This window comes from Janthinobacterium sp. BCJ23 (genome assembly GCF_059617945.1).
This window is the reverse complement of sequence record NZ_JCAQAW010000006.1, coordinates 188281-212403: the sequence shown is the minus strand read 5'-3', so window position 1 is coordinate 212403 and position 24123 is coordinate 188281. Positions and strand designations below refer to the sequence as shown.

Annotated in this window: 17 protein-coding genes; 8 read left to right on the top strand and 9 right to left on the bottom strand. The window is 65.9% G+C overall.

Annotation, left to right across the window (positions count from 1 at the left end; translation table 11 throughout):
• The first annotated feature begins 260 nt into the window (after positions 1 to 260).
• From AC54AG_RS19690 to AC54AG_RS19655, 8 genes are all read left to right on the top strand, one after another.
• On the top strand, positions 261 to 1940 hold the full coding sequence (locus AC54AG_RS19690; protein ID WP_496631375.1) for a methyl-accepting chemotaxis protein: 1680 nt from the start codon (positions 261 to 263) through the stop codon (positions 1938 to 1940).
• Positions 1941 to 1989: 49 nt separating this feature from the next.
• Complete coding sequence (locus tag AC54AG_RS19685; protein WP_496631374.1) at positions 1990 to 2634, top strand: hypothetical protein; 645 nt, start codon at positions 1990 to 1992, stop codon at positions 2632 to 2634.
• A complete protein-coding gene (locus AC54AG_RS19680; RefSeq protein ID WP_496631373.1) occupies positions 2631 to 3545 on the top strand; it encodes an HDOD domain-containing protein in 915 nt (304 codons plus the stop codon). Before AC54AG_RS19685 ends, AC54AG_RS19680 begins: the two co-directional genes overlap by 4 nt.
• A gap of 73 nt (positions 3546 to 3618) precedes the next feature.
• Positions 3619 to 4245 carry a response regulator gene (locus AC54AG_RS19675; protein WP_496631372.1) on the top strand — a complete coding sequence of 209 codons (627 nt, stop codon included), beginning with the start codon at positions 3619 to 3621 and terminating at the stop codon, positions 4243 to 4245.
• Positions 4246 to 4279: 34 nt separating this feature from the next.
• Positions 4280 to 4642 (top strand): Hpt domain-containing protein, encoded by a 363-nt coding sequence (locus tag AC54AG_RS19670; RefSeq protein WP_051991157.1) that lies wholly within the window; start codon positions 4280 to 4282, stop codon positions 4640 to 4642.
• Complete coding sequence (locus tag AC54AG_RS19665; RefSeq protein WP_496631371.1) at positions 4639 to 6150, top strand: response regulator; 1512 nt, start codon at positions 4639 to 4641, stop codon at positions 6148 to 6150. The genes AC54AG_RS19670 and AC54AG_RS19665 overlap by 4 nt, the downstream gene beginning before the upstream one ends.
• 121 nt (positions 6151 to 6271) lie before the next feature.
• A complete protein-coding gene (locus AC54AG_RS19660; RefSeq protein WP_496631370.1) occupies positions 6272 to 7963 on the top strand; it encodes a sensor histidine kinase in 1692 nt (563 codons plus the stop codon).
• Between the two features lie 57 nt (positions 7964 to 8020).
• Entirely contained in the window at positions 8021 to 11464 is a 3444-nt protein-coding gene (locus AC54AG_RS19655) for a response regulator (RefSeq protein WP_496631369.1), read from the top strand.
• Here AC54AG_RS19655 and AC54AG_RS19650 read toward each other — a convergent pair.
• From AC54AG_RS19650 to AC54AG_RS19610, 9 genes are all read right to left on the bottom strand, one after another.
• On the bottom strand, positions 11461 to 12675 hold the full coding sequence (locus tag AC54AG_RS19650) for an NnrS family protein (RefSeq protein WP_496631368.1): 1215 nt from the start codon (positions 12673 to 12675) through the stop codon (positions 11461 to 11463). The two genes, AC54AG_RS19655 and AC54AG_RS19650, sit on opposite strands and share 4 nt — an antisense overlap.
• A gap of 134 nt (positions 12676 to 12809) precedes the next feature.
• Positions 12810 to 13472, bottom strand: a complete 663-nt coding sequence (locus tag AC54AG_RS19645; protein ID WP_034751227.1) for a response regulator — start codon at positions 13470 to 13472, stop codon at positions 12810 to 12812.
• 23 nt (positions 13473 to 13495) lie between these two features.
• Positions 13496 to 15382, bottom strand: a complete 1887-nt coding sequence (locus AC54AG_RS19640; protein ID WP_235194215.1) for a type IV pili methyl-accepting chemotaxis transducer N-terminal domain-containing protein — start codon at positions 15380 to 15382, stop codon at positions 13496 to 13498.
• 44 nt (positions 15383 to 15426) lie between these two features.
• Positions 15427 to 16413, bottom strand: coding sequence for a GTP 3',8-cyclase MoaA (gene moaA, locus AC54AG_RS19635; RefSeq protein WP_139091857.1), 987 nt, complete (start codon positions 16411 to 16413; stop codon positions 15427 to 15429).
• Positions 16414 to 16515: 102 nt separating this feature from the next.
• Entirely contained in the window at positions 16516 to 17262 is a 747-nt protein-coding gene (locus AC54AG_RS19630) for a peptidylprolyl isomerase (RefSeq protein WP_496631367.1), read from the bottom strand.
• Between the two features lie 15 nt (positions 17263 to 17277).
• The gene (narI, locus tag AC54AG_RS19625; protein WP_070305903.1) at positions 17278 to 17964 is read right to left on the bottom strand and encodes a respiratory nitrate reductase subunit gamma; all 687 of its coding nucleotides are present in this window, start codon (positions 17962 to 17964) and stop codon (positions 17278 to 17280) included.
• A 27-nt stretch (positions 17965 to 17991) separates the two neighbouring features.
• On the bottom strand, positions 17992 to 18660 hold the full coding sequence (gene narJ / locus AC54AG_RS19620) for a nitrate reductase molybdenum cofactor assembly chaperone (protein WP_496631366.1): 669 nt from the start codon (positions 18658 to 18660) through the stop codon (positions 17992 to 17994).
• Between the two features lie 9 nt (positions 18661 to 18669).
• Positions 18670 to 20220 (bottom strand): nitrate reductase subunit beta, encoded by a 1551-nt coding sequence (gene narH, locus AC54AG_RS19615; RefSeq protein WP_034751243.1) that lies wholly within the window; start codon positions 20218 to 20220, stop codon positions 18670 to 18672.
• 1 nt (position 20221) lies between these two features.
• Complete coding sequence (locus tag AC54AG_RS19610) at positions 20222 to 23920, bottom strand: nitrate reductase subunit alpha (RefSeq protein WP_070305906.1); 3699 nt, start codon at positions 23918 to 23920, stop codon at positions 20222 to 20224.
• Between the last annotated feature and the right edge of the window lie 203 nt (positions 23921 to 24123).

The following is a 24123-nucleotide window of genomic DNA, read 5'->3' as shown; positions in this document are numbered from 1 at the left end:
ATGGCGATCAAGGAATTCCATTTTTTCACTAATCGCCAAAGCGTGCCACACGCCAGAAGGCCAGGTACACGCCGTGTGGCTTTTTATACACGGTCTTACCGTCCAGCCCGCTATAAGCATATGTTTTCAATGAAAATCATTGAATAAAATAATTCAACAACAAATTTCTCGAATAAAACGAATTTTTATCGTAAAATGGAAAAAAACCTCCCAAGCCAAACATTTTTCTTGAATTTCACTTCATTGGAGCGGCGCCCAAAATGACCATCGCTAAACGGCTGTACGCCTTGATCCTCTCCGTCGTCCTCGGGCTGGCCGCCCTCGCGGGCTTTGGCATCTACCAGATGGACCGCGTGTACACGGCGGCCAGCTATGCCACTGTCAACACGGTACCCAGTCTGCTCACCTTGAACGACGCTTTTGTACCGTTCGCGCAGATGCGCACGGCCGTCTGGCAGCACATGGCCAGCAAGGATGCGGCCGGACGCGCCAAGCTGGAAGCGGGCATCAGGGAAGCGCGCGCGGCGGTCGGCAAGGCGCTCGACCAGTATGAAAAAGAAGATATCACCGATGAACAGGACCGCGCGCTGCTGGCCGCCGACCGCGCCGTGCTGCTGCGCTACGATGAAGTGCGCGACAAGGTGCTGGCGCTGTCGAAGGCCGGTGAACTGGACGCGGCGCGCGACTTGCTGGCGCAAAACCAGCCCATCATCAAGGAACTGGTCGACGCCCTCGCCGCCCACCACCGCTACAACGCAAACCTGGCGGCCAAAGGTGCGGCCGATGGCGCCGCAGCCGCTGCCAGCGCGCGCTGGATTGCCATCGCCCTGTCCCTGGCCGTGACGGCCCTGGTGGCCAGCATGGGCCTGCTGCTGGCGCGGCGCATCGCCGCCTCGCTGGCCGGCGCCATCGGCGTGGCCCGCACCATCGCGGACGGCGACCTCAGCGTGCAGGTCCGCGCCACCTCGAACGACGAGGTGGGCCAGCTGATGCAGGCCATGGCGGACATGAGCGCGAGCCTGGTGCGCATCGTGGCCGAAGTGCGTTCCGGCACGGACAGCATCAGCACGGCCTCGGGCGAAATCGCGTCCGGTAACCTGGACCTGTCGGCGCGCACGGAACAGCAAGCGGGCTCGCTGGAAGAAACCGCCTCGGCCATGGAAGAACTGACGGCCACCGTGCGGCAAAACGCGGACAATGCCCGCCAGGCCCAGCAAATGGCCATCAGCGCCTCGGACAAGGCGCAGCGGGGCGGACAAGTGATGGGCGACGTGATACGCACGATGGAAGCGATCGACAGCTCGTCGAACAAGATCGCCGACATCATCGGCGTCATCGACGGCATCGCCTTCCAGACCAATATCCTGGCCCTGAATGCGGCCGTGGAAGCGGCGCGCGCCGGAGAACAGGGGCGCGGCTTTGCCGTCGTGGCCACCGAAGTACGCAACCTGGCGCACCGTTCGGCCGCGGCCGCCAAGGAAATCAAGGTACTCATCAGCGACTCCGTGGAACAGGTGGGCCAAGGCGGCAAGCTGGTCCAGCAGGCCGGCGCGGCCATGACGGAAGTGGTCGACACGGTACGCGGCGTTACCGACATCGTCAGCGAAATCTCGGCCGCCAGCGTGGAGCAAAGCACGGGCATCGAGGAAATCAACCGCGCCATCACGCAGATGGATGAAGTCACGCAGCAGAACGCGGCCCTGGTCGAAGAAGCGGCGGCGGCATCGCAATCGCTGCAGGAGCAGGCAGCCAGGCTGGCCGGCGTGGTGGGCGCCTTCAAGCTGGCGCAGGGACAGGCCGGCGCGGCGCCGCGCGCGCCTGCCGCGCCGCGGCCCGCGCCGCACAAGGCGACGCTCAAGCTGGTCGCCACGCGCCCCGCAGGCCAGGCCAGGAAAGCGGCGCCGGCCGCCGCCGATTCGGGCGACTGGGACGTATTTTAGGTCCGCCATCACGCAGGATCACTCGCATAGAACGCACTGGAGCACTGCCATGAACTCCTTTCTCGCCATTCACCCCTTCCTTCGCTGCGAAGACCTCTCGCTGATGCGCCCGGCGCTGGCGCTGGCAGGCCTGCTGTTGCTGCTGGCCGCGCTGCTCTGGCGCCGCACCCGCTGGCAGCAGGCCGACCGCACGCAGGCCGCCGGCGCGGCGCCGGCCGATCTGCACGCACTGCTGCAAATGCGCAAAGCGGTCCCACCGGCCAAGGCGGCTGACAGCGCACCACCGTCTACAGCGCCCAAGGCACCGGACACGCCGCCATTCGACGCGGCCCGCCTGGACGCCATGTTCGGCCACGACCGGCGCCTGCAGGGCGAGATTCTGGCCCTGTTCGTGGCCGAGACACGCGACCGCCTCGCCGGCATCGCCCATGCGCTGCGCTGCGAGCGGGCCGCCCCGGCAAGAGTGCTGGCACAGGAAATTCTCGATGGCAGCCAGTCCATGGGCCTGCTCCCATTGCAGGCCCTGTCGCGCCAGGCTGTGCATGCGGGCTTTTCCAACGATATCGGCGCCCTGCACCGCCTGCATGCGGAACTGCTGATGGCGCTCGATGCGCTGTCGCAAGCCGTGACGGCCCTGCAGACGGCGGGCACGGCGCAGGCCGATGACTGCAACGGCGTAGGAAGCCGGCCATGAGCGCGCACATCGACCTGGCGTTCCTGCCCGGCGGCGCCATCCTGCCTTCGCCCGCCTGGCGGCGCCACTGGCTGGCCACCTTGTGCCAGCAGCAGGTGGCGCTCGATGAACTGGCGGAACAGCTGGGCTGCGATCCGGCCATGACCGGCAAGCTCATCGGCCTGGCGAATGCGGGCGTGCCGCCGGGCGGGCGCAGGCATGCGGCCGTCAGCGCCGCGATGCTGGCGGCCATCGGCCTGCCCGCCCTGCGCCAGGCGTGCGCCACTCCGGCCCCGCCAGCGCCCACGTGCGCGCACTTCGACGCGCAGCGCTACTGGTCGCACTCGCTGGCCATGGCGTGCGCCGCCCGCGTGGCAGGCGACGCGCTGCAGCTGGCGCCGGCCGATGAGCTGTACAGTTGCGGCTTGCTGGCCAACTGCGGCCAGCTGGCCCTGGCCACCGTGCATCCGCAGGAATATGGAGAACTGCTGGGCCAGTACGGCAATGGCGTCACGGCCCGGCTGCTGTGCGAAGAATCGCAGCGCTTCGGCCACCACCAGCTGGCCCTGTCGGCCATCCTCATGCGGGGCTGGGGCATGGCGGACATCCTGTGCGACGCCGTGCTCTGCCATGCCGCGCCGCCCGGCTTCGGACGGGCCGGGCGCATGACGGACCTGGCCTGGCTGCTGAAGCTGGCCAGCAGCTTCGCCGACCTGATACTGCGCAACGGCGCGGGGCCGCGCGAGCCCGCCCTGGCCACGGCGCGGGTACTGGGCCTGGACGCAGGCCACATGGAAACCCTACTACGCCACAGCAATGCGGAGTGGAGCGAATGGCGCGATATCCTGGAACCGCACACCCATCCCGCCCCCTGCCGTACGCGCACGCGGGTCCGGCCAGCCGCACGCCAGGTTTTCAGTGAATTCATCTAATTCGTTGAAATTGATTTTTTGAGCCCGATTGCGTATCATTCCCATCAACTTCATCGCGACCATAAAGCCCATCATGCACACTGCAGACGTCTGCACCACCCAAAAGGCCGCCGAAATCCTCGGCATCTCGGTCACCTCAGTGCAGCAACTGGTCGAGGCCGGCGTGATCGAAGCGTGGAAGACCAAGGGCGGCCACCGGCGCATTCCCCTCGCGGCCGTCGAAGCCTACAAGGGCAATCCCGGCCAGCCGGGACAGGATCAGCGCGCGTCACGGGCCAGCCGCCCTGTCCCATCGGGCCGCCCGCCGTCCATCTTGGTCATCGAAGACAATCCGATCGAGCGCGCGCTGTATGAAAAACAGATCGGTTCATGGGGCTTGCAGGCGGACTTGCGCTTTTGCGAGAACGGCTACCAGGCGCTGATGGAAATCGCCCGCGACCAGCCCGACATCCTGCTGGCCGACATCGTCATGGAAGGCATCGACGGCTACGAAGTGATCCGCACCATCCTGGCCGACCCGCTGCTGGCGGACATGCACATCGCCATGCTGTCGAGCCTGACGCAGGAAGAGCTGCAGGAACGGGGCGGCGTGCCGCCAGGCGTCGTGTTCTTTGCCAAACCCGTCAATTACGACGAGCTGCGCGGCTATCTGCGTGCCTGCTGCGCCGGCCATGCGCGGCGCAACAGCCTGGCCGCCTGAGCCGCCACCGCTTTCCCTTCGCCACGGAGCCGCCATGCCAGCCTATCGCCACATCGATCCTGCCGTGCTGTTCCACGCCACCGGCCACGACCTCGAGATGTTCCGCGCCCTGTCGCAGACCTACCTCGACACGTCGCCGGCCATGTTTGCGCGCGTCGAGCAGGCCGTGCGCGGCGGTGCGGCGCAAGCCATCGTGCATAGCTGCCATACCTTGCGCGGCACCGTGGCCCTGCTGGGCGCCAGCGCCCTCGTGGCGCGCCTGGCGGCACTCGAGCAGCTGGTGCGCCATCAGGGCGTGGCGGCACCGGACTGGCTGGCCGAAACGGCGGCGCTGATCGGCGCAGTGGAGCAGGAAGTACGCCGCAGCATGCTCGAATACACGGGCGCGCAGGCATGAACGCGCGCCAGGCCGTCCTGCGCCTGGTGCACCACTATCGGCCGCGCACCACGGTGGCCATCGTCGGCCTGGTGCTGGTGGGCCTGCTGGCGCTGCGCATCGTCGTCTCCGGCGTGGTGCTGCACCGCGAAGCCGTCGATGACTGGAAACAGGACCTGTCCAATCTGTCGCTGCTGCTGGCGGAAAACACGGCGCAGAGCATGACGGCGGCCAGCCTGGTGCTCGACAGCGTCAGCAGCGAGATCGAGGCCGCCGCCCCTGCGGACGCGCAGGCGCTGGCCGCCGCCGTCGGCACCCCGGCCATGCACCAGATGCTGCGGCACAAGATCGGCGGCGTACCGCAAGTGGACGTGGTATCCATCGTCGGCAGCGATGCCGGCGTGCTGGCCTTCAGCCGCGCGTTTCCCGCGCCACCCATCCGCCTCGGCGAGCGCGACTACTTCGAGTATCACCGGCGCCACCCGCACGGCGGCATGCATGTGAGCGCGCCCGTGCAAAACAAGGGCAATGGCGCCTGGACCTTCTATATCAGCCGGCGCATCAGCGGCCCGGACGGCCGTTTCCTGGGCGTGGTCCTGGTCGGCCTGTCGTGCGATTTCTTCAGCAAATTCTTCCAGAGCACCAGCATCGGCGAACACACGGCCTTTTCCCTGTACCGCAGCGACTACACGCTGCTGGCCCGCTGGCCGGCCGTGCCCGCCATGATGGGCAAACGCAACCTGACGGGCAGCACCTACCGCCTGCTGGAACAGGGCAAGACCGATGGCGTGCTGCAGGTGGACTCGCCGCGCGCAGCCGAGCAGGGACGCCCGGTCGACCGCCTGGCCGGCATACGGCTGGTGCGCGACTATCCGCTGGCCGTCAACGTCACCGTCACGGACGAGGTCTACCTGGCGGGCTGGCGGCGCATGCTGCGCACCATGGGCGGTGCGGCCGTCGTCAGCCTGCTCGTGCTGGCCGGGGCCATCGCGCTGATCATGTCCCTGCTGCGGCGCCAAGAACACGAGGCGGCTCTGCCCGTGGCGCTGGCGCCGCGGACGCCGGCCGCCACATCGCCGGAGCCGGAGACAGCAGCGCCATCCGAATCCACACCCGCGCCTGCACCAGCGCCGGAGCCGGGCGCGCGCATCCTGCTGGTCGAGGACACGGCGCTGAACCGCCAGCTCGTGTGTCTGCAGCTGGGATCCCGCGGCTACAGCATCGACACGGCGGAGAACGGCGCGCTGGGCCTGCAGGCGCTGGCCGAACGGCAGTACGACCTGGTGCTGATGGATTGCATGATGCCCGTCATGGACGGCTACCAGGCGTGCGAGGCCCTGCGCGCCCGCGAAGCGGCCAGCGGCGCGGCGCGCCTGCCCGTCATCGCCCTGACGGCCGGTGTCACCGAAGACGACCGGCAGCGCTGCGTGGCGGCTGGCATGGACGATTACCTGTCCAAGCCGTTTACGGCCAGCCAGCTGCGCGACATGGTCGAGCGCTGGCTGACGCGCCAGGCGGCGACGCGCTAGCCGCCAGGGCCAGCGCTCAATACAACACTTCCCGCATAAAAATCATTTTATTCGATAAATTCAATTATATTCACTATAATTGATAAATCGCGCACAGAATGACAATCCTCGCGGAGGCAGCATGCAACAGCACAGATACCGGAAGGCCATGGCCTGGCAGCGTTGGGAGCGCTGGGATGCGCGCACCCTGCTGTCGCTCTTCATGGCCGTGCTGCTGGCGGGGCTGTGGAGCATCACCGTGCTGCAACTGCGGCACGCCTACGACAGTGCCATCGCCGGCGCCGGACGCGATGCGCGCAGCATGGCGCGCGTCTTCGACGAGCATGCGATCCGCACGATCGAGGCGGCGGACCAGGCGGCCACGTATTTGCGCAGCCGCTACCAGGTGCTGGGTAGCGGCCTCGACATCGTGACGGACCTGCGGCAAGGCCTCAGGCCCGGCCCCCTGTACAACCTGTTTACCATCGTCGACGAACAAGGCGACATGGTGCTGTCAAGCCGCCCCTTCCAGCCGACCAACCTGGCCGACCGCGAGCACATCCGCGTACACATGCAGCGCGACAGCGGCGAACTGTATATCAGCAAGCCCGTGCTGGGCCGCGTGTCGAAAAAATGGTCGATCCAGCTGACGCGCCGCATCAACCATGCCGATGGGCGCTTCAAGGGCGTGGTGGTGGTCTCGATGGACCCGTATTACTTTACCCGCCTGTACGACGAAGTCGACCTCGGCGACAACAGCTCCACCGAGCTTGTCGGCAGCGACGGCGTGGTGCGCGCGCGCCGGGTCGGCGCCGCCGACACCATCGGCCAGGATATCGGCGCCAGCAAGGTATTTTCCTTGATGCAAGGTAAAACGCGGGGCGGCTTCACCGAACGCAGTCCCGTCGACGGTATCCTGCGCTTTTACGCATTTGAAAAACTGGCTGGCTACCCGCTGTACATGCTGGTCGGACTGGACCGCGACACGGTATTGGCCGACTACGTCTCGCGCCGCAACCAGGCCCTGCTGATGGCGGCCATCACGAGCGCGCTGATCGTGCTGTCCTGGGCCGCGCTGGTGCTGCTGATCGGCCGCCTGGTCGACAGCCGCGCCAGGGCCATCGCCGCCAGCGAAGCCAAGTCGCGCTTCCTGTCGAACATGTCGCATGAATTGCGCACGCCCCTCAACGGCATCCTCGGCTTCTCCGAGCTGCTGCAAGAGCAGCTGCGCGAGCCGGAACAGGCCGCCTACGCGCAAACGATACAGGACAGCGGCCGCCAGTTGCTGTCCATGGTCGAAGCGGCGATGGAATTGAGCGCGCTCGAGCACGACCAGGTCCGGCTGGAGTCCGCCGCCGCGCCATTGGACCAGTTGCTGGAACTGGCGCTGGCGCCGCACCGGCCGCGCGCGGCGCACAAGGGCTTGCAGCTGGCCGCGCAAGTGGCGCCCGCCACGCCGCCCAGCATCGATTGCGACCGCATCCGCTTCGTGCGCGTGCTCGACATCCTGCTCGATAACGCCATCCGCTACACGGCCGCCGGGCGGGTCGACGTGCACGTCACGCACAGCGGCGCGGACCTGCAGATCGAGGTGCGCGATACGGGCATCGGCATCGCGCAGGCGCAGCAAGGCGTGATCTTCGACAAATTCTCGCAGGCCGACGACTCGCCGAGCCGCGCCCACGATGGCGCCGGCATGGGCCTGGCCATCGCGCGCCAGCTCGTCGCGCTGATGGGCGGCAGCATCGGCGTCGCATCCGCGCCGGGCCAGGGCGCCGTCTTCCGCCTGCGGCTGCCGCTGGGCGGCAAATTGACCACACTATCACATGCATAGTTGCGCCAGTTGTGCGCAAAAGTTGTTCTCCATCCCTATCGGGTATAGCATCGCCACATGAGCTATCACACAGAGGCGGCGGCGTTGCGCAGACGATGGATCGAGTGGCTGTTCCTGCTTCTCGGGCTGCTGATCGTCGCTGCCGCCCTCGCCTATGCGCACCTGGCCGAAGCGACGCGGCATGACGAGGCCGAGCGCGAGCGCCTGAGCGTGCTGACGGCGCTGCTGGCAAAAAACATCGAAGTCGACCTGGCGGCGACCAACCTGGTGCTGGGCGGCGTGATCCGCGACTATCTGGCCGCCGGCCCCGTACCGGACGCCGGGCAAGCGCTGCCGCGGCGCCTGGCCGCGCTGGTCGACGCCATGCCGGGCGTGCGCACCATGCTCGTCATCGATGCGCAAGGCAAGGCGGTCGCCACCAACATCGCGGAACTGGCAAACCAGGATTTTTCGCGCCGCGGCTACTTCCAGACGGCGCGCGATGCCCCCGATGCACGCATGCTGTACATCTCGGCGCCCTTCCATTCCTTCAAGGGCGACCTGGTCATCACGGCATCGCGCATGGTGCAGGACAAACAGGGCCGCTTTGCCGGCGTGGTGGTGGCCACCTTCGCCCCCGAATACTTCACGGCCAAGTTCCGCACCGCCATGTACGCCCCCGACGTGTGGGCCGTGGTGCTGCATGGCGACGGCCAGCAGTTCCTCAACTACCCGGCCAGGACTGCCAATGGCGGCAATATGGACGTCCCCGGCAGCTTCCTGCGGCGCTTTCGCGACAGCGGCTACCAGGCGGGTGTCCTGAGCGGCGTCGAAATTGCCGGCGCCGGCGCCCACACCGCCCCCCGCATCATGGCCATGGCGACCATCGCCCCCACCGCCCTGCACATGGACCGCGCCCTGATCATCGGCCTGAGCCGCGAAGAAGCGGCCATCGCCGCCCCGCTGCGGCGCCAGGCGCTCGGCTACGTCCTCTCCTTTGCCGTGCTGGCGCTGGCCGCGGCCAGCCTGCTGTTCTGGAGCCAGCGGCGGCGCCGGCAGCAGGCCGCCTGGCATGCGGAACAGGAAAGCGAGCGCCAGGCCATGCAAGCCGTGTCCGATAGCGAAACGCGCTTTCGCACCCTGATCGAAGATGCGCCCGTGGCCATCGCCATCCTGCGCCACGGCCGCTTCATCTATTCGAATCCCCGCTACCGCAGGCTGCACGGCTACACGATGGAAGACAATCTGAACGGCCTGCCCTGGTCCGCCATGATTTCCCCGCCATCGCTGGCGGCGCTGGCCGCCAACGAAGCGCTGATCGAAGCCGATTCGCCCAGTGAACAGGTGTTCGAGGCCGTCGGCCTGGGCAAGCAGGGCCTGCCCGTGCCCATGTTCAAGACCACCACGCGCGTGCTGCTCAAGGATGGACCGGCCACCCTGATCTTTGCCCAGGATATCTGCGCGCAAAAACAGGCCGAAGAGGCCATGCTGCTGGCGCGCGACGCGGCCGAAGCGGCCAACCGCAGCAAGGCGGAATTCCTCGCCAACATGAGCCATGAAATCCGCTCGCCGCTCAACGCCATCCTCGGCATGGCCTGGCTGCTGGAGCGCGACGGCCTCGATGGCGAAGCGCTGCAGATGGCGCGCAAGATCCGCGCCGCCGGCCAGTCGCTGCTGGGCATCATCAACGACGTGCTCGACGTGTCGAAAATCGAGGCGGGCCACATGACCATCGAACAGGCGCCGTTCCGCCTGGCCGACGTGATCGAGAAGATCGCCGCCAGCATGGGCGTTGCCGCGCATGACAAGCCGATCGAGGTGCGCATCGGGCCGCTGCCCGACGGCGTCGACCAGGTGATGGGCGACGCGCTGCGGCTGGAACAGGTGCTGGTCAACCTGACCAGCAATGCCATCAAGTTCACCACGCAGGGCACGGTCGAGCTGACGAGCGCACTGGAAAGCCGCGACGGCGACGCCGCGGTGCTGTGTTTCAGCGTGCGCGACACGGGCATCGGTATCGCGCCTGAAGTGCAGGAAGCGATCTTTTCCGCCTTCGCCCAGGCCGACACGTCCACCACGCGCCGCTTCGGCGGCACGGGCCTGGGCCTGACCATCTGCCGCCAGCTGGTGCGCCTGATGGGCGGCTCCATGCGCTTGACCAGCGTCACGGGCCAAGGCAGCACCTTCAGCTTCACGGTGCCGCTGCAGCTGATGGCCGCCAGCGTCCCGTCCTCGCCCGACATGCAGGGTTTGCGCGTCTTGCTGGCCGATGGCAAGGCCGACGCGCGCGGCGCCGTGGCCGCCGTGGCGCAGGGCCTGGGCTGGAGCGTGCATGCCGTCTCCGGCGGCCAGGCGGCGCTCGAGCATGCGCTGGCCTGTGCCGACGACGCGCGGCCCGGCGTCATCGTGCTGGCCGCGCGCATGCCCGACATGGACGGCGAAACCACGGCGCGCGCCCTGCGCGAGCACCTGCCGCCGCAGGATTGCCCCATCGTCATCCTGGCGGCCAGCGGCGCGCCGGCGACAGCGCCCGCGCGCCGCCGTACGGACCCGGCCAATCCGGCCGATGCCATCCTCAATGAACCGGTGACGGCTTCCAGCCTGTACAACGCGACGATGGAAGCGCGCCAGCGGCGCGCCGAAGCGGCCGGCCTGGACGTCGGCCTGGACGTCGGCCATGGAGCGCTGGGCGAGCGCGTGCTGGCCGGCGTGCGCGTGCTGGTGGTCGACGACAGCGACATCAACCGCGACGTGGTCAACCATATCCTGTGCGACCAGGGCGCCCTGCCCTCGTTCGCCTGCGACGGCCAGCAGGCGCTGGACTGGCTGCTGGCCCACCCGGCCGACGTCGACATCGTGCTGATGGATGTGCAGATGCCCGTCATGGACGGATTGCAGGCGACGCGCGCGCTACGCCAGCTGCCGCAGTTCCAGGACCTGCCCGTGGTGGCGCTGACGGCCGGGGCATTCCAGACGCAGCGCGCGGCGGCGCTGGAAGCGGGCGTGAACCATTTCATCAGCAAACCGTTCGACGTACCGCAGACCATCGCCCTGATCGCGCGCGCGCACCGGCGCCACGCGCAAGGGCTGCCGGCCCTGCCGCCCGTCGTGGCCGAAGCGGCGATGCCCGTGCGGGCGGGCGGCGCGGCGCCCGTGATCGACCTGGTGCAAGGCATGGAGCAGTGGCTCGATGAAGCACCCTACCGCCAGCACCTGTCGCACTTCGGCAGCACCTACCGCAACACGGTGGGCGCCATGCGCGCGCTGCTGGCGGCCGATGCACGCGCCGACGCCGCCGCGCTGGCGCACAAGCTGGCCGGCGTGGCCGGCAGCCTGGCACTGCCCGCCACCGTGCACGCGGCCCAGCAAGCCGAACAGCTGCTGCACGCGGGCGACGATGCGTCGGCCGCCCTTGATGCACTGGAACAGGCGCTGGCGCAGGCCATCGAGGCCGCAGCCGCATTCACGGCACAGACGCGGCCCGGCCAGGCGGCCGTGCCAATGACAAACTTGCCAGCCTAGCCTTCGCGGCCATCCACCCTGGCGCGCCACAGATACGGCGCATACACGCATGCATACAGGCCAAAGGCCAGCGACCAGCAGGCGCCCGCCGCCAGCAGCAGCGGCATCGACAGCGCGGCGGGACCGACGGCGGCCAGCAGGCGCGCCAGCGCACCCAGCTGGATCAGCCAGTACATCGCCGCTTCCGCCTTCCCGCCCTTGAGCGGCCGCCCCGTGTGGCCCAGGGTGGTGCGCGTCATCATGCCGATGATCAGGCCCGCCATCGAGCCCACCGTCAGCGCGTGCAAGGCGGCGCTGGCCGGCAGCAGGCCCAGGCTGGCGGCCGCCAGCAGCGCAAAGCCGATGCCGATCCACGCATACGACAGGTGCAAAATCCACAGCAGCGGCACGCGCACCGTACGCTGCGGCTGCCAGGCCAGCAGGTTGGCAAGCGACACGCCGGCGGCGCAGAAGGCCAGCGGCGCCGTCAGCCAGGCTGGCGCGCCGGCCAGCCACGCGATCGCGGCGGCCGCCATGCAGGCCACGGCCGCCAGCGCGCGTTTCGGACTGGCCACGGGCGTGCTGCCCGGTGCGCCATTGCGCGTAAACATGGGGATCACGCGCGCGCCGATCACCGATTCGATCAGCACGATGATGAAAATGGCCGCCTGCACGGGCACAAACAGCGACAGCGGAAGCCAGCCCAGCACGGCCGCGTGGAACAGGCCATTGGCCAGCGCCAGCAGGGCCAGCAAGCCGACGAGGAACAGGTTGCGCGTATTGCCCGAGCGGCGCAGCACCAGGTACAAAGGCCAGGCGGCCAGCGGCAGGAACAGCCAGTCGACCAGCGCCGCCAGGAATCCGGGGCCGCACAGCATGGCCACGCGCCCGGCCAGCCACAACGCCACCAGCGCCATCAGCTGGGCGCCGTGCGGCGTCGGCAAGCCAGTCCAGTTGCGCCCCGCCGTATAGAGGAAGCCAACGACGACGGCCAGCGCGAAACCGAACACCATTTCATGCATGTGCCAGCCCAGCCCCACCTGCAGGCCGCCCGTCAGCCAGCCCGCATAACTGGCCAGCCACAGGGGAATGCCGATGGCCGCAAACACGGCCGCCAGCAGGTAGAACGGGCGGAAACCCAGTTGCCAGACGGCGTGGCCGGCATGCCAGGGCGCGGCGCTGGCGGCGGCGGCGGGAGGAGAAGATGGTTCGCTGATCGGGGTGATGGCCATGATGGGCTCTCTTTTAAAGATATATTCAATATACTACTTTAAAAGTGCGATGGCGGCCATCGGCAAAAAGGACTAGAAGAATGACTGGCAGCGGCCATGGGGCCGGCCCGGCGGGCCTGACCCCAACTACGCGGCTACTTGCCTTGCCGGTGCTCGACCGCGTACACGGCCGCCTGCACGCGGCTGGTGAGGTTGAGTTTTTTCAGCACGTTCTGCACGTGGATCTTGACCGTGCTTTCGGCCAGGTCGAGGGTGCGCGCGATGCCCTTGTTGCTCTCGCCGCGCGACAGGCAATCGATGATTTCCTTTTCACGGGGCGTGAGCTTGTCCAGTTCCGACACGGGTTCCTCGCGCCGCGTGCCCGCCTGCAGCTGCGCCACCAGCTTGCCCGTCATCGCTTCGGCGATGACGACTTCGCCGGCAGCCGCGCGGCGGATGGCGCGCACCAGGTAATCGGCGTCGATGTTCTTGATCAGATAGCCGCAGGCGCCCGCGCGCAGGGCCGTGGCCAGGTCTTCCGCGTCTTCCGACACGGTCAGCATGACGATGGCCGTATCGGGGCAATCGTGCTGCATCAGCTGCAGCGCTTCCACGCCGGACATGCCGGCCATGTTCAGGTCCAGCAGCACCACGTCGGGCTGCAGCTGGATGGCGCGCTTGATGCCTTCCACGCCATCGGCCGCCTCGCCCACGACGGCAAAATCCGTATGCCGCTGCAGCAGCGAGCGTATGCCGCTGCGGAACAGCGCGTGGTCGTCGACCAGCATGACGGTGATCGGTTTATCGGGTGTCTCCATTTTTTATACTTTCAGGTAGTTACTCAGGCGGCGCGGCGCTGCTCGCGCGACAGATGCAGTTCGACCGTGGTGCCGCCGCCCTGGCAGGCATGCACGTCAAACGTGGCGTCGATGCGCTGCGCGCGCTCGCGCATGATATGGATGCCGACATGGCTGTCGCCCTTTTCCAGCACGGCGGCAGCGTCGAAGCCGACGCCATTATCGCTGATCGTCAGGGTAAAGTCCTGGTGATCGGCGAGGCGCACTTCGACGTGGCTGGCCTGGGCGTGCTTGCGGATATTCGACAGCGCTTCCTGCACGATGAATAATAACTGCAATTGCTGCTCGCGGGGGAACGGCGCGCCGTCCACATCGGCCAGCAGTTCGGCGTCGATGCCCGTCTGGCGGCGGAATTTGTCCACGGCCGCGCGCAGGGAGCCGATCAGATCGTCCTCCATCAGGCGGCTGCGGAAGTTGGCCAGCAGTTCGCGCACGTCCTCGTAGCTTTCCTTCACGCCCGCATGCAGGGCCGGCACGATGCCCGCCACCTCGTCGAAACGCGCGTTGCGCACGGAGTCGTCGAGCATCTGCACCTGCAGGTTGAGGAAATTGAGGCTTTGCGCGATGCTGTCGTGCAGGCCTTGCGCCACCAGGTTGCGCTCTTCGGAAATGGCCATTTCGCGTTCGCGCGCGGCCAGGCGCAGGTTTTCCAGCGCGATGCCCAGCAGCTGGCCCAGGGTTTCCAGCAAGGCCAGCTCGCGCGCGGAAAACACGCGCGCATGGCGGAAATGCAGGTTGAAGAAGCCGAGGTGCTGTTCGTGCGCATGGATATGGAAGACGGAGACGGTGGCAAAGCCTTCGCGGTGGCAGCGCAGCTCGTGCGCCTTGTCGATGCGGCGCATGTCGTGCACCTTCGCCACCTTCATCTCGACGGCCGTGCCGCACAGGCAGTCGCCCACCTTCAGGCAATGCTCGGACGCCACCAGTTCCTCGGACAGGCCCGTATGCACGACCATGTGCAGGTTGCCCCGCTCGGCGTCGAGCACGCGCACGGTGGAGCCGTCCGCTTCGAAATAATCGACGATGCGCTGCATGAAGCCGCCGCAGATGTCTTCCAGCGGCTGCGGGCGCTGCAGGAAAGCGGCGCTTTCGTACAGCAGCGCCAGTTCGCGGTTGCGGTATTCGAGGGTGGCCGTCTTGCTGCGCACGCCCTCTTCCAGGTTGCCGTACAGCGCCTGCAGGCGGTCGGCCATCTGGTTGAAGCCACTGGCCAGCTGGCCGAATTCGTCATTGCTTTCCACTGCCAGGCGCACGCTGAAATCGCGTTCCTTCATGCGCTGCATGCCCAGGCGCAGCCGCGTGACCGGTTCGATGATCAGCATGAACATCAGGTAAATCATGCTGACCGTGCCGATGACGGCCATGCCGACGAGGATCAGCTGTGAGGCACGCAGCCAGAAGGTGCGCTGTTCGCTATCATGCTCGATCAGGCGCACCAGTTGATCGACCTGCCCCACGAAGGTATCGGCGTCATGCTCGAACTGGCGCGCGCGCGCGGTGGAATCGGCGGCCAGCGCTGCCGGGCGCAAGGCGCCGCGCCAGGCCGTGCCGATGCGTTCGAATTCGGACTTGATGGCCGTGCTGGGGGGCAGGAACAGGGGGCGCTGCGGGTCCCCGTGGCCGATCTTGGCCAGGGTTTCGTCGATCAGCAGCACTTGCTGGCGCGCCTGTTCGCGCGCATCGCTGGCAAGCAGCAGGGTCAGGCGGTAGGTCTGCATGCGCAGCCGGCCCGTCTCGTTGATGGCGGCCGAACTGCCTTCGAGCTGCCAGGACAGGAACAGGGTGCAGCCGATCGCACTCAAGGCCAGCACCAGCATGAGCAGCAGCGCGCCGACGATCTTGGTCGACAGCTTCTGCCAGGAGGAAAACATCGCCTTGAATTTCATACCGCCCTTGAATGTAAATGCAAACTGCCTCAGCCGCCCGTCTGCGCCATGAACCGGATAATTTTATCGGGCTGCGTATTGAAATCATGCTGCTGCGGCTTCAGTTCGATGGCGGCGCGGATCGCCGCTTCGATCTCCGCATCCGTGGCCCCGCCGCGCAGCATGGGGCCGAGGGCAAATTTCTCTTCCTGGCCCAGGCACAGGTACAGGGTACCATCGACGGACAGGCGCACGCGGTTGCAGGTGGCGCAAAAATGCTGCGACATGGGCGTAATGAAGCCGATGCTCGAGCGGCCATCGGCTGTCGCCATGTAGCGCGCCGGCCCGCCGCCGAGCTCCGTTGCCTGCGGCACCAGGCCAAAACGGGCCGCCAGGCGCTCGCGCACAGGACCGAGCGGCATATAACTGGCATTGCGGCCCGTGCTGCCCATCGGCATGGCTTCAATCAGGCGCAGGATGAACTGCTGCTCGATGCAAAACGCCGCCATGGCCTCGATCTGGCCGTCATTGATGCCGCGCATGGCCACCATATTGATCTTGATCGGGTCGAAACCGGCCGCCTTGCCCGCCATCAGCCCATCGAGAATCGGCTGCAGGCTGTCGCGCCCCGTGATCTGCTGCATGCAGGCGCGGTCGAGCGAATCGAGGCTGACGTTAATGCGGTCCACGCCCGCCGCGCGCAAAGCCACGGCGTGCTTGCCCAACTGGGTGGCGTTGGTCGACAGCGACAAGTCCTGCAAACCAGGCAATGCCGTCAGCCGCTGCGCCAGTTCCGGCAGGTTGCGCCGCAACAGCGGTTCGCCGCCCGTCAGGCGCACGCGGCGCGTGCCGAGGCGAACGAAGATGCCCAGCAGGCGTTCGATCTCGTCGAACGTCAGCCAGTCCTTCGGCTCCTCGAAGCCGCGAAAGCCCTTGGGCATGCAGTAACTGCAGCGCAAGTCGCAGCGGTCGGTGACGGACAGCCGCACATAATCGATCGAACGGCCAAAACGGTCCTGCAACTTGACGCTACCCATGACGCTACTCCTGTTTCTTACTTGATTGTAAAGGCTGGGGCACGATCTGGCTGTGCCCCAGAAGGCCTAGCGGCCTACGCCTTTCGGCCTACGCATTTCTACCTACTGAACCAGCGGGCTGGCCGTGCCTTCAAGCTCGATGCCTGCGATCTCGGCGCGTCCCACCAGCAAATGCAGATACTGGTGCACGGCGCGCTGCCACGCAGCGCGCGACAGGCGGTCGGCGATCTGCGCCTGCACGGCCTCGTAGGCGATGGGCTGGCCCTCGACCCGGCGCAGCACTTGCACGATGTGGTAGCCGAAGCGCGTTTCCAGCAAATGGCCGGCCAGCGCGCCCGCTTCCAGGCGGAACAGCAGCGCATCGAATTCCGGCACGCTCTGGCCCGGCGACAGCTGGCCCAGGTTGCCCCCCAGGGCGCCCGACGGGCAGTTCGAATACTGCGCCGCCAGTTCGCCGAAGCGTTCGGGCGCCAGTTTCAAGGCGTCGAGCACGGCTTGCGCCGTCGTGCGCAGCAGCTCCAGGGGCGCCTCGGGCGTCACCTGGAACAGGATGTGGCGCGCCTCGACCAGCTCCCCGCTGCTAAACAGCTGCGGGCGCTGCGCATAAAAGGTGCGGCAAGCCGCATCGTCGGCGGGCGGCACGCGCACTTCCTGCGCAAACAGCGCTTCGATGCGGTCATCAATACTGCCGCCCTGCACGCCGAGGCGCTCGGCCTCGTCCAGCAGCAGCCGACGCAGCACCAGTTCATGCACGGCCTGCTTCAAAGGGTTGCCGGCGCCGTCGTGATGCGGCAGTTCCTGCGCGATGTCGGCATCGTCGATATCGATGCCATTGACGGAGATTCCCATGATGTGACTCCTTTCTTAACGGCGGCGAACCAGCTGGTAAGCGCGGCCCAGATATCCGATGGCGCCGAAGCCGCTCCACACGTGCACCAGACGGGTGAACGGGAAGATGACGAACAGCGACATGCCCATGAACAGGTGCAGCTTGAACACCAGCGGCGCATCGACAATGAAGCTGGCGGCGTCGCCGCGGAAGGTCACGATGTGCTGCGCCCAGTTCATCAGCAAGACCATCATGTGGCCATCCATGTGCGAAGCCGAGACGAAGATCGAGGACAGGCCCAGCAGCAAGGTCAGCAGGATCCACACCATCACCAGCTTGTCGCCGGCCGTGGTGACGGCGCGCAGCCGGTCGTTACTGAAGCGGCGCACCAGCAGGATCAGGATGCCGACCAGGCACAGGCCGCCCATCACGCCGCCTGCCGCCATGGCCACGCCCTGCTTCAGGCTGTGCGACACGCCCAGGGTATCCCACACCCAGACGGGGGTGAGCAAGCCGGCCGCATGGCCGAACAGCAGGCCGATGATGCCGATGTGGAACAGGATATTGCCCAGGCGCAGGCTGCCGCGGTGCAGCAGCTGGCTGGAATCGGACTTCCACGTGTATTGCTCGCGGTCGAAACGGATCAGGCTACCGAGGAAAAAGATGGCCAGCGCGATGTATGGATAAATGCCATACACAAATTGATGCAAGTAATTACTCATGATGTACTCTCCTCATGCGGACGCGCTTCAAGCGGCGCGCCGCGGCTGCGGGTGAAAATGCACGGGATGGACGCCGCCCGGAACCTGGGCCGGACCTTGGCGCAGCAGCGGTTCGACGCCGTCCGCACCGGGACCGAAGGTTTCCAGCGCTTCATCCATGTCGCGCACCGGCGGTTCGGCCAGCATTTCCGCCGCCACGGGGCTCAGGCGTTCGAGCAAGGTGAAGACGGGCGCGTACGGGCTGCCGTTGGCCGTCAGCTTGCGGCCGATGTGCGCCAGCACGTGGACGGCGTCGCCCAGCAGCGGCGCCGAGACTTCCTCGTCGAGCTGCGCGAGGAACTCCAGGAACAGCGGCACGAAGTCGGGCAAGTCGTCGCCCACCATTTGCAGGCCGTGGCGCTTGTATTCCTCCATCAGGTCGACCATGGCCTGGCCCCGGTCGCGCGATTCGCCGTGGATATGCTCGAACAGATGCAGCGAGTGCGACGGGTTGCGGTCGAACGTGGCCACGTACTGCTGCTGCAGGTCGATCAGGCTGCTGCTTTCCAGGTGCGCCAGCAGGGGCCGCAACAGCGCTTGCTGTTCCGGCACGGCCGCCAGCGCGGCGTCCAGCTGCGGCAGGTGAGCGATCAGCTCGGGCTCCGGATACAGCAGCAGGCGCGAAAGGACTTGGTAGTGATGCATAGCGTGTTCCATATCAGCTCCTTAAGCGCCTGGCGCCGTTTTGCGCGACTTCGGCATCTGCATGAAGATGGCCGAACCGTGTTTTTTCTTGCCGAACAAGGTCGGTTCGCTGGTGCCGTCCGAGCAGCCGTTGCCGAAGCTGAAGCCGCACGAACCCTTCTCGTTGAAGCTGTCCTCGGCCATTTCCTTGTGGCTGCTGGGGATGACGAAGCGGTCTTCGTAATTGGCGATGGCCATGATGTGGTACATGTCCTCCACCTGCGCCTTGCTCAAGCCCACCTGTTTCAGGACCGTGAGGTTTTCCACCTTTTCCACCGTCTTGCTGCGCATGTAGGCACGCATGGCCAGCATGCGGTCCAGCGCCGTGACGATGGGCGGCTGGTCGCCGGCCGTCAGCAGATTGGCCAGGTACTGCACGGGAATGCGCAGGCTTTGGGTGTCCGGCAGCATGCCGTTCACGCCCAGCTTGCCCGATTCGGCGGCCGCCTGGATCGGCGACAGCGGCGGCACGTACCACACCATCGGCAAAGTGCGGTATTCGGGATGCAGCGGGAACGCCACTTTCCACTCGACGGCCATCTTGTAGACGGGCGACTTGACGGCCGCTTCCAGCCAAAGGTCGGGGATGCCCTGACGGCGCGCCTCGGCGATGATGGCCGGGTCGTGCGGATCGAGGAACAGGTCGAGCTGCGCCTGGTACAGGTCCTGCTCCTGCGGCACGGAGGCGGCGGCTTCGATCTTGTCGGCGTCGTACAGCAGCACGCCCAGGTAGCGGATGCGGCCCACGCACGTTTCCGAGCACACGGTAGGCTGGCCAGCTTCGATGCGGGGGAAGCAGAACGTGCACTTCTCCGCCTTGCCCGACGACCAATTGTAGTAAATCTTCTTGTACGGGCAACCGGAGATGCACATGCGCCAGCCGCGGCACTTGTCCTGGTCGATCAGCACGATGCCGTCGTCTTCGCGCTTGTACACGGAGCCGGACGGGCAAGACGCCACGCACGTCGGGTTGAGGCAATGCTCGCACAGGCGCGGCAAGTACATCATGAAGGTGTTTTCGAACGTGCCGTACATCTCCTTCTGCATGTTGTCGAACAGTTTGTCCTTGCTGCGCTGGGCAAACTCGCCGCCCAGGTCATCTTCCCAGTTCGGACCCCACTCGATTTTTTCCATCTTTTTCCCCGTCAGCACGGAGATCGGACGGGCCGTCGGCGGCGTCTGCGACAGCGGCGCGCTTTGCAGGTGCTCGTAGTCGTAGGTGAACGGCTCGTAGTACTCGTCGATGGCGGGCAGGTTCGGGTTGGCGAAGATATTCGCCAGGATCTTCAAACGGCTGCCCTGGCGCGGCTCGATCTTGCCCGCATCCGTGCGGCGCCAGCCGCCGTTCCACTTGTCCTGGTTTTCCCACTGCTTCGGATAGCCGATGCCGGGCTTGGTTTCCACGTTGTTGAACCATGCGTACTCGACGCCGTCGCGGCTGGTCCATACGTTCTTGCAGGTGACGGAACAGGTGTGGCAGCCGATGCACTTGTCCAGGTTCAGCACCATGCCGATTTGCGCTCTGATTTTCATACTATGCTCCTTGTTCCTGCAACGGGCCTTCGAGCCAGTCGACCTTGTTCATCTTGCGCACCAATACGAATTCATCGCGGTTGGAGCCCACCGTGCCGTAGTAATTGAAGCCGTATGCCAGCTGGGCGTAGCCGCCGATCATGTGCGTCGGCTTGGGCACGGCCCGCGTCACCGAGTTATGGATGCCGCCCCGCTTGCCCGTCATCTCCGCGCCAGGCACGTTGATGATCTTTTCCTGGGCGTGGTACATCATCGTCATGCCGGCCGGGATGCGCTGGCTGACGATGGCGCGCGCCGTCAGGCTGCCATTGACGTTGAAGACTTCGATCCAGTCGTTATCGACGATGCCGGCAGCTTGCGCGTCCGTCTCCGACAGCCACACGTGCGGTCCGCCGCGCGACAATGTCAGCATGCGTAGGTTGTCCGAATACGTGGAGTGGATGCCCCACTTCTGGTGCGGCGTCAAAAAGTTCAGCGCCAGTTCCTTGTTGCCGTTCGGCTTGGTGCCCAGCAGCGCTTCCGTCGTCTTCGTGTTAATGGCCGGCTTGTACACGCACAGTCCCTCGCCGAAATCGCGCATCCACAGGTGATCCTGGTAGAACTGCTGGCGGCCAGTCAGGGTGCGCCAAGGGATCAGTTCATGCACGTTGGTATAGCCGGCCGTGTAGCTGACTTCTTCGCTTTCCAGGCCCGACCAGGTGGGCGAGGAAATGATCTTGCGCGGCTGCGCCTGCACGTCGCGGAAGCGGATGCTGTCATGCTCGCGCGGCAATGCCAGATGCGTATGGTCGCGTCCCGTGATGGAGGACAGCGCGGCCCAGGCTTTCACGGCCACGTGGCCATTCGTTTCCGGCGCCAGCGACAAAATCATCTCGGCCGCATCGATGGCCGTATCGAGGCGCGGCTGGCCCTGCGACACGCCCTCGTCCAGCACCGTGCGGTTGATGCCGCGCAGGACGTCGACTTCATGCCCCGTTTTCCAGGAAATGCCCTTGCCGCCGTTGCCGATGGTTTCCAGCAGCGGGCCGATCGAGGTAAACTTCTTGTAGACGTCGCGGTAATTGCGCTCGACCACCGTCATGTTCGGCATCGTTTTGCCGGGAATCGCTTCGCATTCGCCCGCGCGCCAATCCTTGGGATCGAAAGGCTGGCCCAGTTCGCCCGGCGTGTCGTGCATCAGCGGCGTGAGGATGATGTCTTGCTGGGTACCCAGCAGCTCGCCGCCGATTTCAGAGAATTTCTCGGCGATGCCCTTGTAGATTTCCCAGTCCGACTTCGATTGCCACAGCGGCTGCACGGCTTCCGACAGCGGGTGGATGAACGGATGCATGTCCGACGTATTCAGATCGTCTTTTTCATACCAGGTGGCCGTCGGCAGCACCACGTCACCATACAGGCAGGTGGTCGACATGCGGAAGTCCAGCACCACGAGCAGATCGAGCTTGCCTTCGGCGGCCGGGCGCACTTTCACCTGTTTCGGCGTGAGGCAGTCTTCTTCATCGCTGAGCAAGCCGTTTTGCGTGCCGAGCAGGTATTTCAGGAAGTACTCGTGGCCCTTGCCCGAGCTGCCGAGGATATTCGAGCGCCACACGAACATATTGCGCGGGAAGTTGGCCGGGTTGTCCGGGTCATCGCACGAGAACTGCAGCTGGCCCGCCTTGATCTGGTCGAGCGCATACGCGGCCGGCTTCTGGCCTGCGGCGGCAGCGGCCTTGGCTACTTCCAGCGGATTCGTTTGCAGCTGCGGCGCCGATGGCAGCCAGCCCATGCGTTCAGCCTTGGCGTTGTAGTCGAGCAGGGTGAGGTCGCCCGTGCCGCCGGCCGCCGATGGCGAAGCGATGTCGCCCGTTTCCAGCTTTTCGTGGCGCCACTGGCTTGTGTGGGCATAGAAGAATGAGGTGCCGTTCATCTGGCGCATCGGACGCACCCAGTCCTGGGCGAAGGCCAATGGCGTCCAGCCCGTTTGCGGACGCAGTTTTTCCTGGCCCACGTAATGGGCCCAGCCGCCGCCCGACTGGCCGATACAGCCGCACATCATCAGCATGTTGATGATGCCGCGGTAGGTCATGTCCATGTGGTACCAGTGATTCAGTCCGGCGCCCACGATGACCATGCTCTTGCCGCGCGTCTGGTCCGCGTTTTCCGCAAACTGGCGCGCCACGGTGATGACGTCGGCGCGTTTCACGCCCGTGTGCTTTTCCTGCCATGCGGGAGTGTACGGCACGTCGTCGTCATAGCTTTCCGCCACGTTTTCGCCACCGAGGCCGCGGTCGATGCCGTAGTTGGCCAGGGTCAGGTCGAACACGGTGGTCACCAGGCCCGTCGTGCCATCGGCCAGGCGGATGGTTTTCACCGGCACCTTGCGCAGCAACATGTCGGACGCATCCTTGCCGCCGAAGTAGGCAAAGCCCACTTCCGTGACGGCGTCGCTGTCGTTGATCATGGAGAGCATCGGCACGATGGGCGCGCCGCTGCCGCCTGCCTTCTGTTCCAGGTTCCACTTGCCCGACTCGCCCCAGCGGAAGCCGATGGAGCCGGCCGGCGCCGTGATGGCACCCGTGGTCTCGTCGATGACGAGGGTTTTCCATTCGGGGTTATTCGTTTCGTCGAGGTTGTTGTCCAGGTGCGAAGCGCGCAGGAAGTAGTCGGGCACGAGGGTGCCGTTATGTTCCTTGAGCAGCACCAGCATGGGGAAATCCGTGTACTGGCGCGCATAGTCGCGGAAGTAGGCACTCTGCCCTTCCGAGTGGAATTCCTTGAGGATGACGTGGCCCATGGCCAGCGCCAGCGCGGCGTCCGTGCCCTGCTTCGGCGCCAGCCAGATGTCGCCGAACTTCACCATTTCGCCGTAGTCGGACGAGATGGCGACGGTTTTCGTGCCCTTGTAGCGCACTTCCGTGTAGAAGTGGGCGTCCGGCGTGCGCGTCATCGGCACGTTCGAGCCCCACACCATCAGATAGGTCGAGTTGTACCAGTCGGCCGATTCCGGCACGTCCGTCTGCTCGCCCCACACTTGCGGACTGGCTGGCGGCAAGTCGCAGTACCAGTCGTAGAAACTCAGGGCCACGCCGCCGATCAGCGACAGGTAGCGCGTGCCGGAAGCATAGCTGACCATGGACATGGCGGGAATCGGCGAGAAGCCGACGATGCGGTCCGGGCCGTATTTCTTGATCGTCAGCGCATTCGCGGCGGCGATGATTTCATTCGATTCTTCCCACGTGGCGCGCACGAAGCCGCCCAGGCCGCGGATGGATTTGTACTGCTGCGAGCGTACGGGGTCCTGGCTGATCCAGTCCCAGGCCGTGACGGGGTCCATGGTCTTGCGCGCTTCGCGCCACATTTCCATCAGGCGGCCGCGCACCATCGGATACTTCACGCGCTGCGCCGAATACACGTACCAGGAATAGCTGGCGCCGCGCGGGCAGCCGCGCGGTTCGTGGTTGGGCAGGTCGGGCCGCGTGCGCGGGTAATCGGTTTGCTGCGTTTCCCAGGTGATCAGGCCATTCTTGACATACACCTTCCAGCTGCACGAGCCGGTACAGTTCACGCCATGCGTGGAGCGCACGATCTTGTCGTGCTGCCAGCGCTGGCGGTAGGCGTTTTCCCAGGTACGGTCTTCATCGACCACGGTGCCGTGGCCGTTTGAAAACGGCTCGGCGGGCTTGCTAAAAAATTTCAGGCGGTCCAGAAAGTGACTCATGCTACCTCCACATTGCGCCGCCGACAGCGGCGCCAGGTCTTAAAAAACGCTGCAAGCACGATGGCTCAAGCGTCGATACAAACAGTCTATCGATGCGCCGTGCCCGGCGGTATTGGCAAGAAGTCGGTTTCCGGCACCAGGAATGCATAGGCGCGTAGTCACCCGGATAGTCACTATTGCCTATGGGCGGCGCGGCGGAGCTG

What these genes read in the sequence shown, in the direction of transcription:
- AC54AG_RS19690 (WP_496631375.1), top strand. Translation starts at nt 261, where the DNA reads ATGACCATCGCTAAACGGCTGTACGCCTTGATCCTCTCCGTCGTCCTC.
- AC54AG_RS19685 (WP_496631374.1), top strand. Translation starts at nt 1,990, where the DNA reads ATGAACTCCTTTCTCGCCATTCACCCCTTCCTTCGCTGCGAAGACCTC.
- AC54AG_RS19680 (WP_496631373.1), top strand. Translation starts at nt 2,631, where the DNA reads ATGAGCGCGCACATCGACCTGGCGTTCCTGCCCGGCGGCGCCATCCTG.
- AC54AG_RS19675 (WP_496631372.1), top strand. Translation starts at nt 3,619, where the DNA reads ATGCACACTGCAGACGTCTGCACCACCCAAAAGGCCGCCGAAATCCTC.
- AC54AG_RS19670 (WP_051991157.1), top strand. Translation starts at nt 4,280, where the DNA reads ATGCCAGCCTATCGCCACATCGATCCTGCCGTGCTGTTCCACGCCACC.
- AC54AG_RS19665 (WP_496631371.1), top strand. Translation starts at nt 4,639, where the DNA reads ATGAACGCGCGCCAGGCCGTCCTGCGCCTGGTGCACCACTATCGGCCG.
- AC54AG_RS19660 (WP_496631370.1), top strand. Translation starts at nt 6,272, where the DNA reads ATGCAACAGCACAGATACCGGAAGGCCATGGCCTGGCAGCGTTGGGAG.
- AC54AG_RS19655 (WP_496631369.1), top strand. Translation starts at nt 8,021, where the DNA reads ATGAGCTATCACACAGAGGCGGCGGCGTTGCGCAGACGATGGATCGAG.
- AC54AG_RS19650 (WP_496631368.1), bottom strand. Translation starts at nt 12,675, where the DNA reads ATGGCCATCACCCCGATCAGCGAACCATCTTCTCCTCCCGCCGCCGCC.
- AC54AG_RS19645 (WP_034751227.1), bottom strand. Translation starts at nt 13,472, where the DNA reads ATGGAGACACCCGATAAACCGATCACCGTCATGCTGGTCGACGACCAC.
- AC54AG_RS19640 (WP_235194215.1), bottom strand. Translation starts at nt 15,382, where the DNA reads ATGTTTTCCTCCTGGCAGAAGCTGTCGACCAAGATCGTCGGCGCGCTG.
- moaA (WP_139091857.1), bottom strand. Translation starts at nt 16,413, where the DNA reads ATGGGTAGCGTCAAGTTGCAGGACCGTTTTGGCCGTTCGATCGATTAT.
- AC54AG_RS19630 (WP_496631367.1), bottom strand. Translation starts at nt 17,262, where the DNA reads ATGGGAATCTCCGTCAATGGCATCGATATCGACGATGCCGACATCGCG.
- narI (WP_070305903.1), bottom strand. Translation starts at nt 17,964, where the DNA reads ATGAGTAATTACTTGCATCAATTTGTGTATGGCATTTATCCATACATC.
- narJ (WP_496631366.1), bottom strand. Translation starts at nt 18,660, where the DNA reads ATGGAACACGCTATGCATCACTACCAAGTCCTTTCGCGCCTGCTGCTG.
- narH (WP_034751243.1), bottom strand. Translation starts at nt 20,220, where the DNA reads ATGAAAATCAGAGCGCAAATCGGCATGGTGCTGAACCTGGACAAGTGC.
- AC54AG_RS19610 (WP_070305906.1), bottom strand. Translation starts at nt 23,920, where the DNA reads ATGAGTCACTTTCTGGACCGCCTGAAATTTTTTAGCAAGCCCGCCGAG.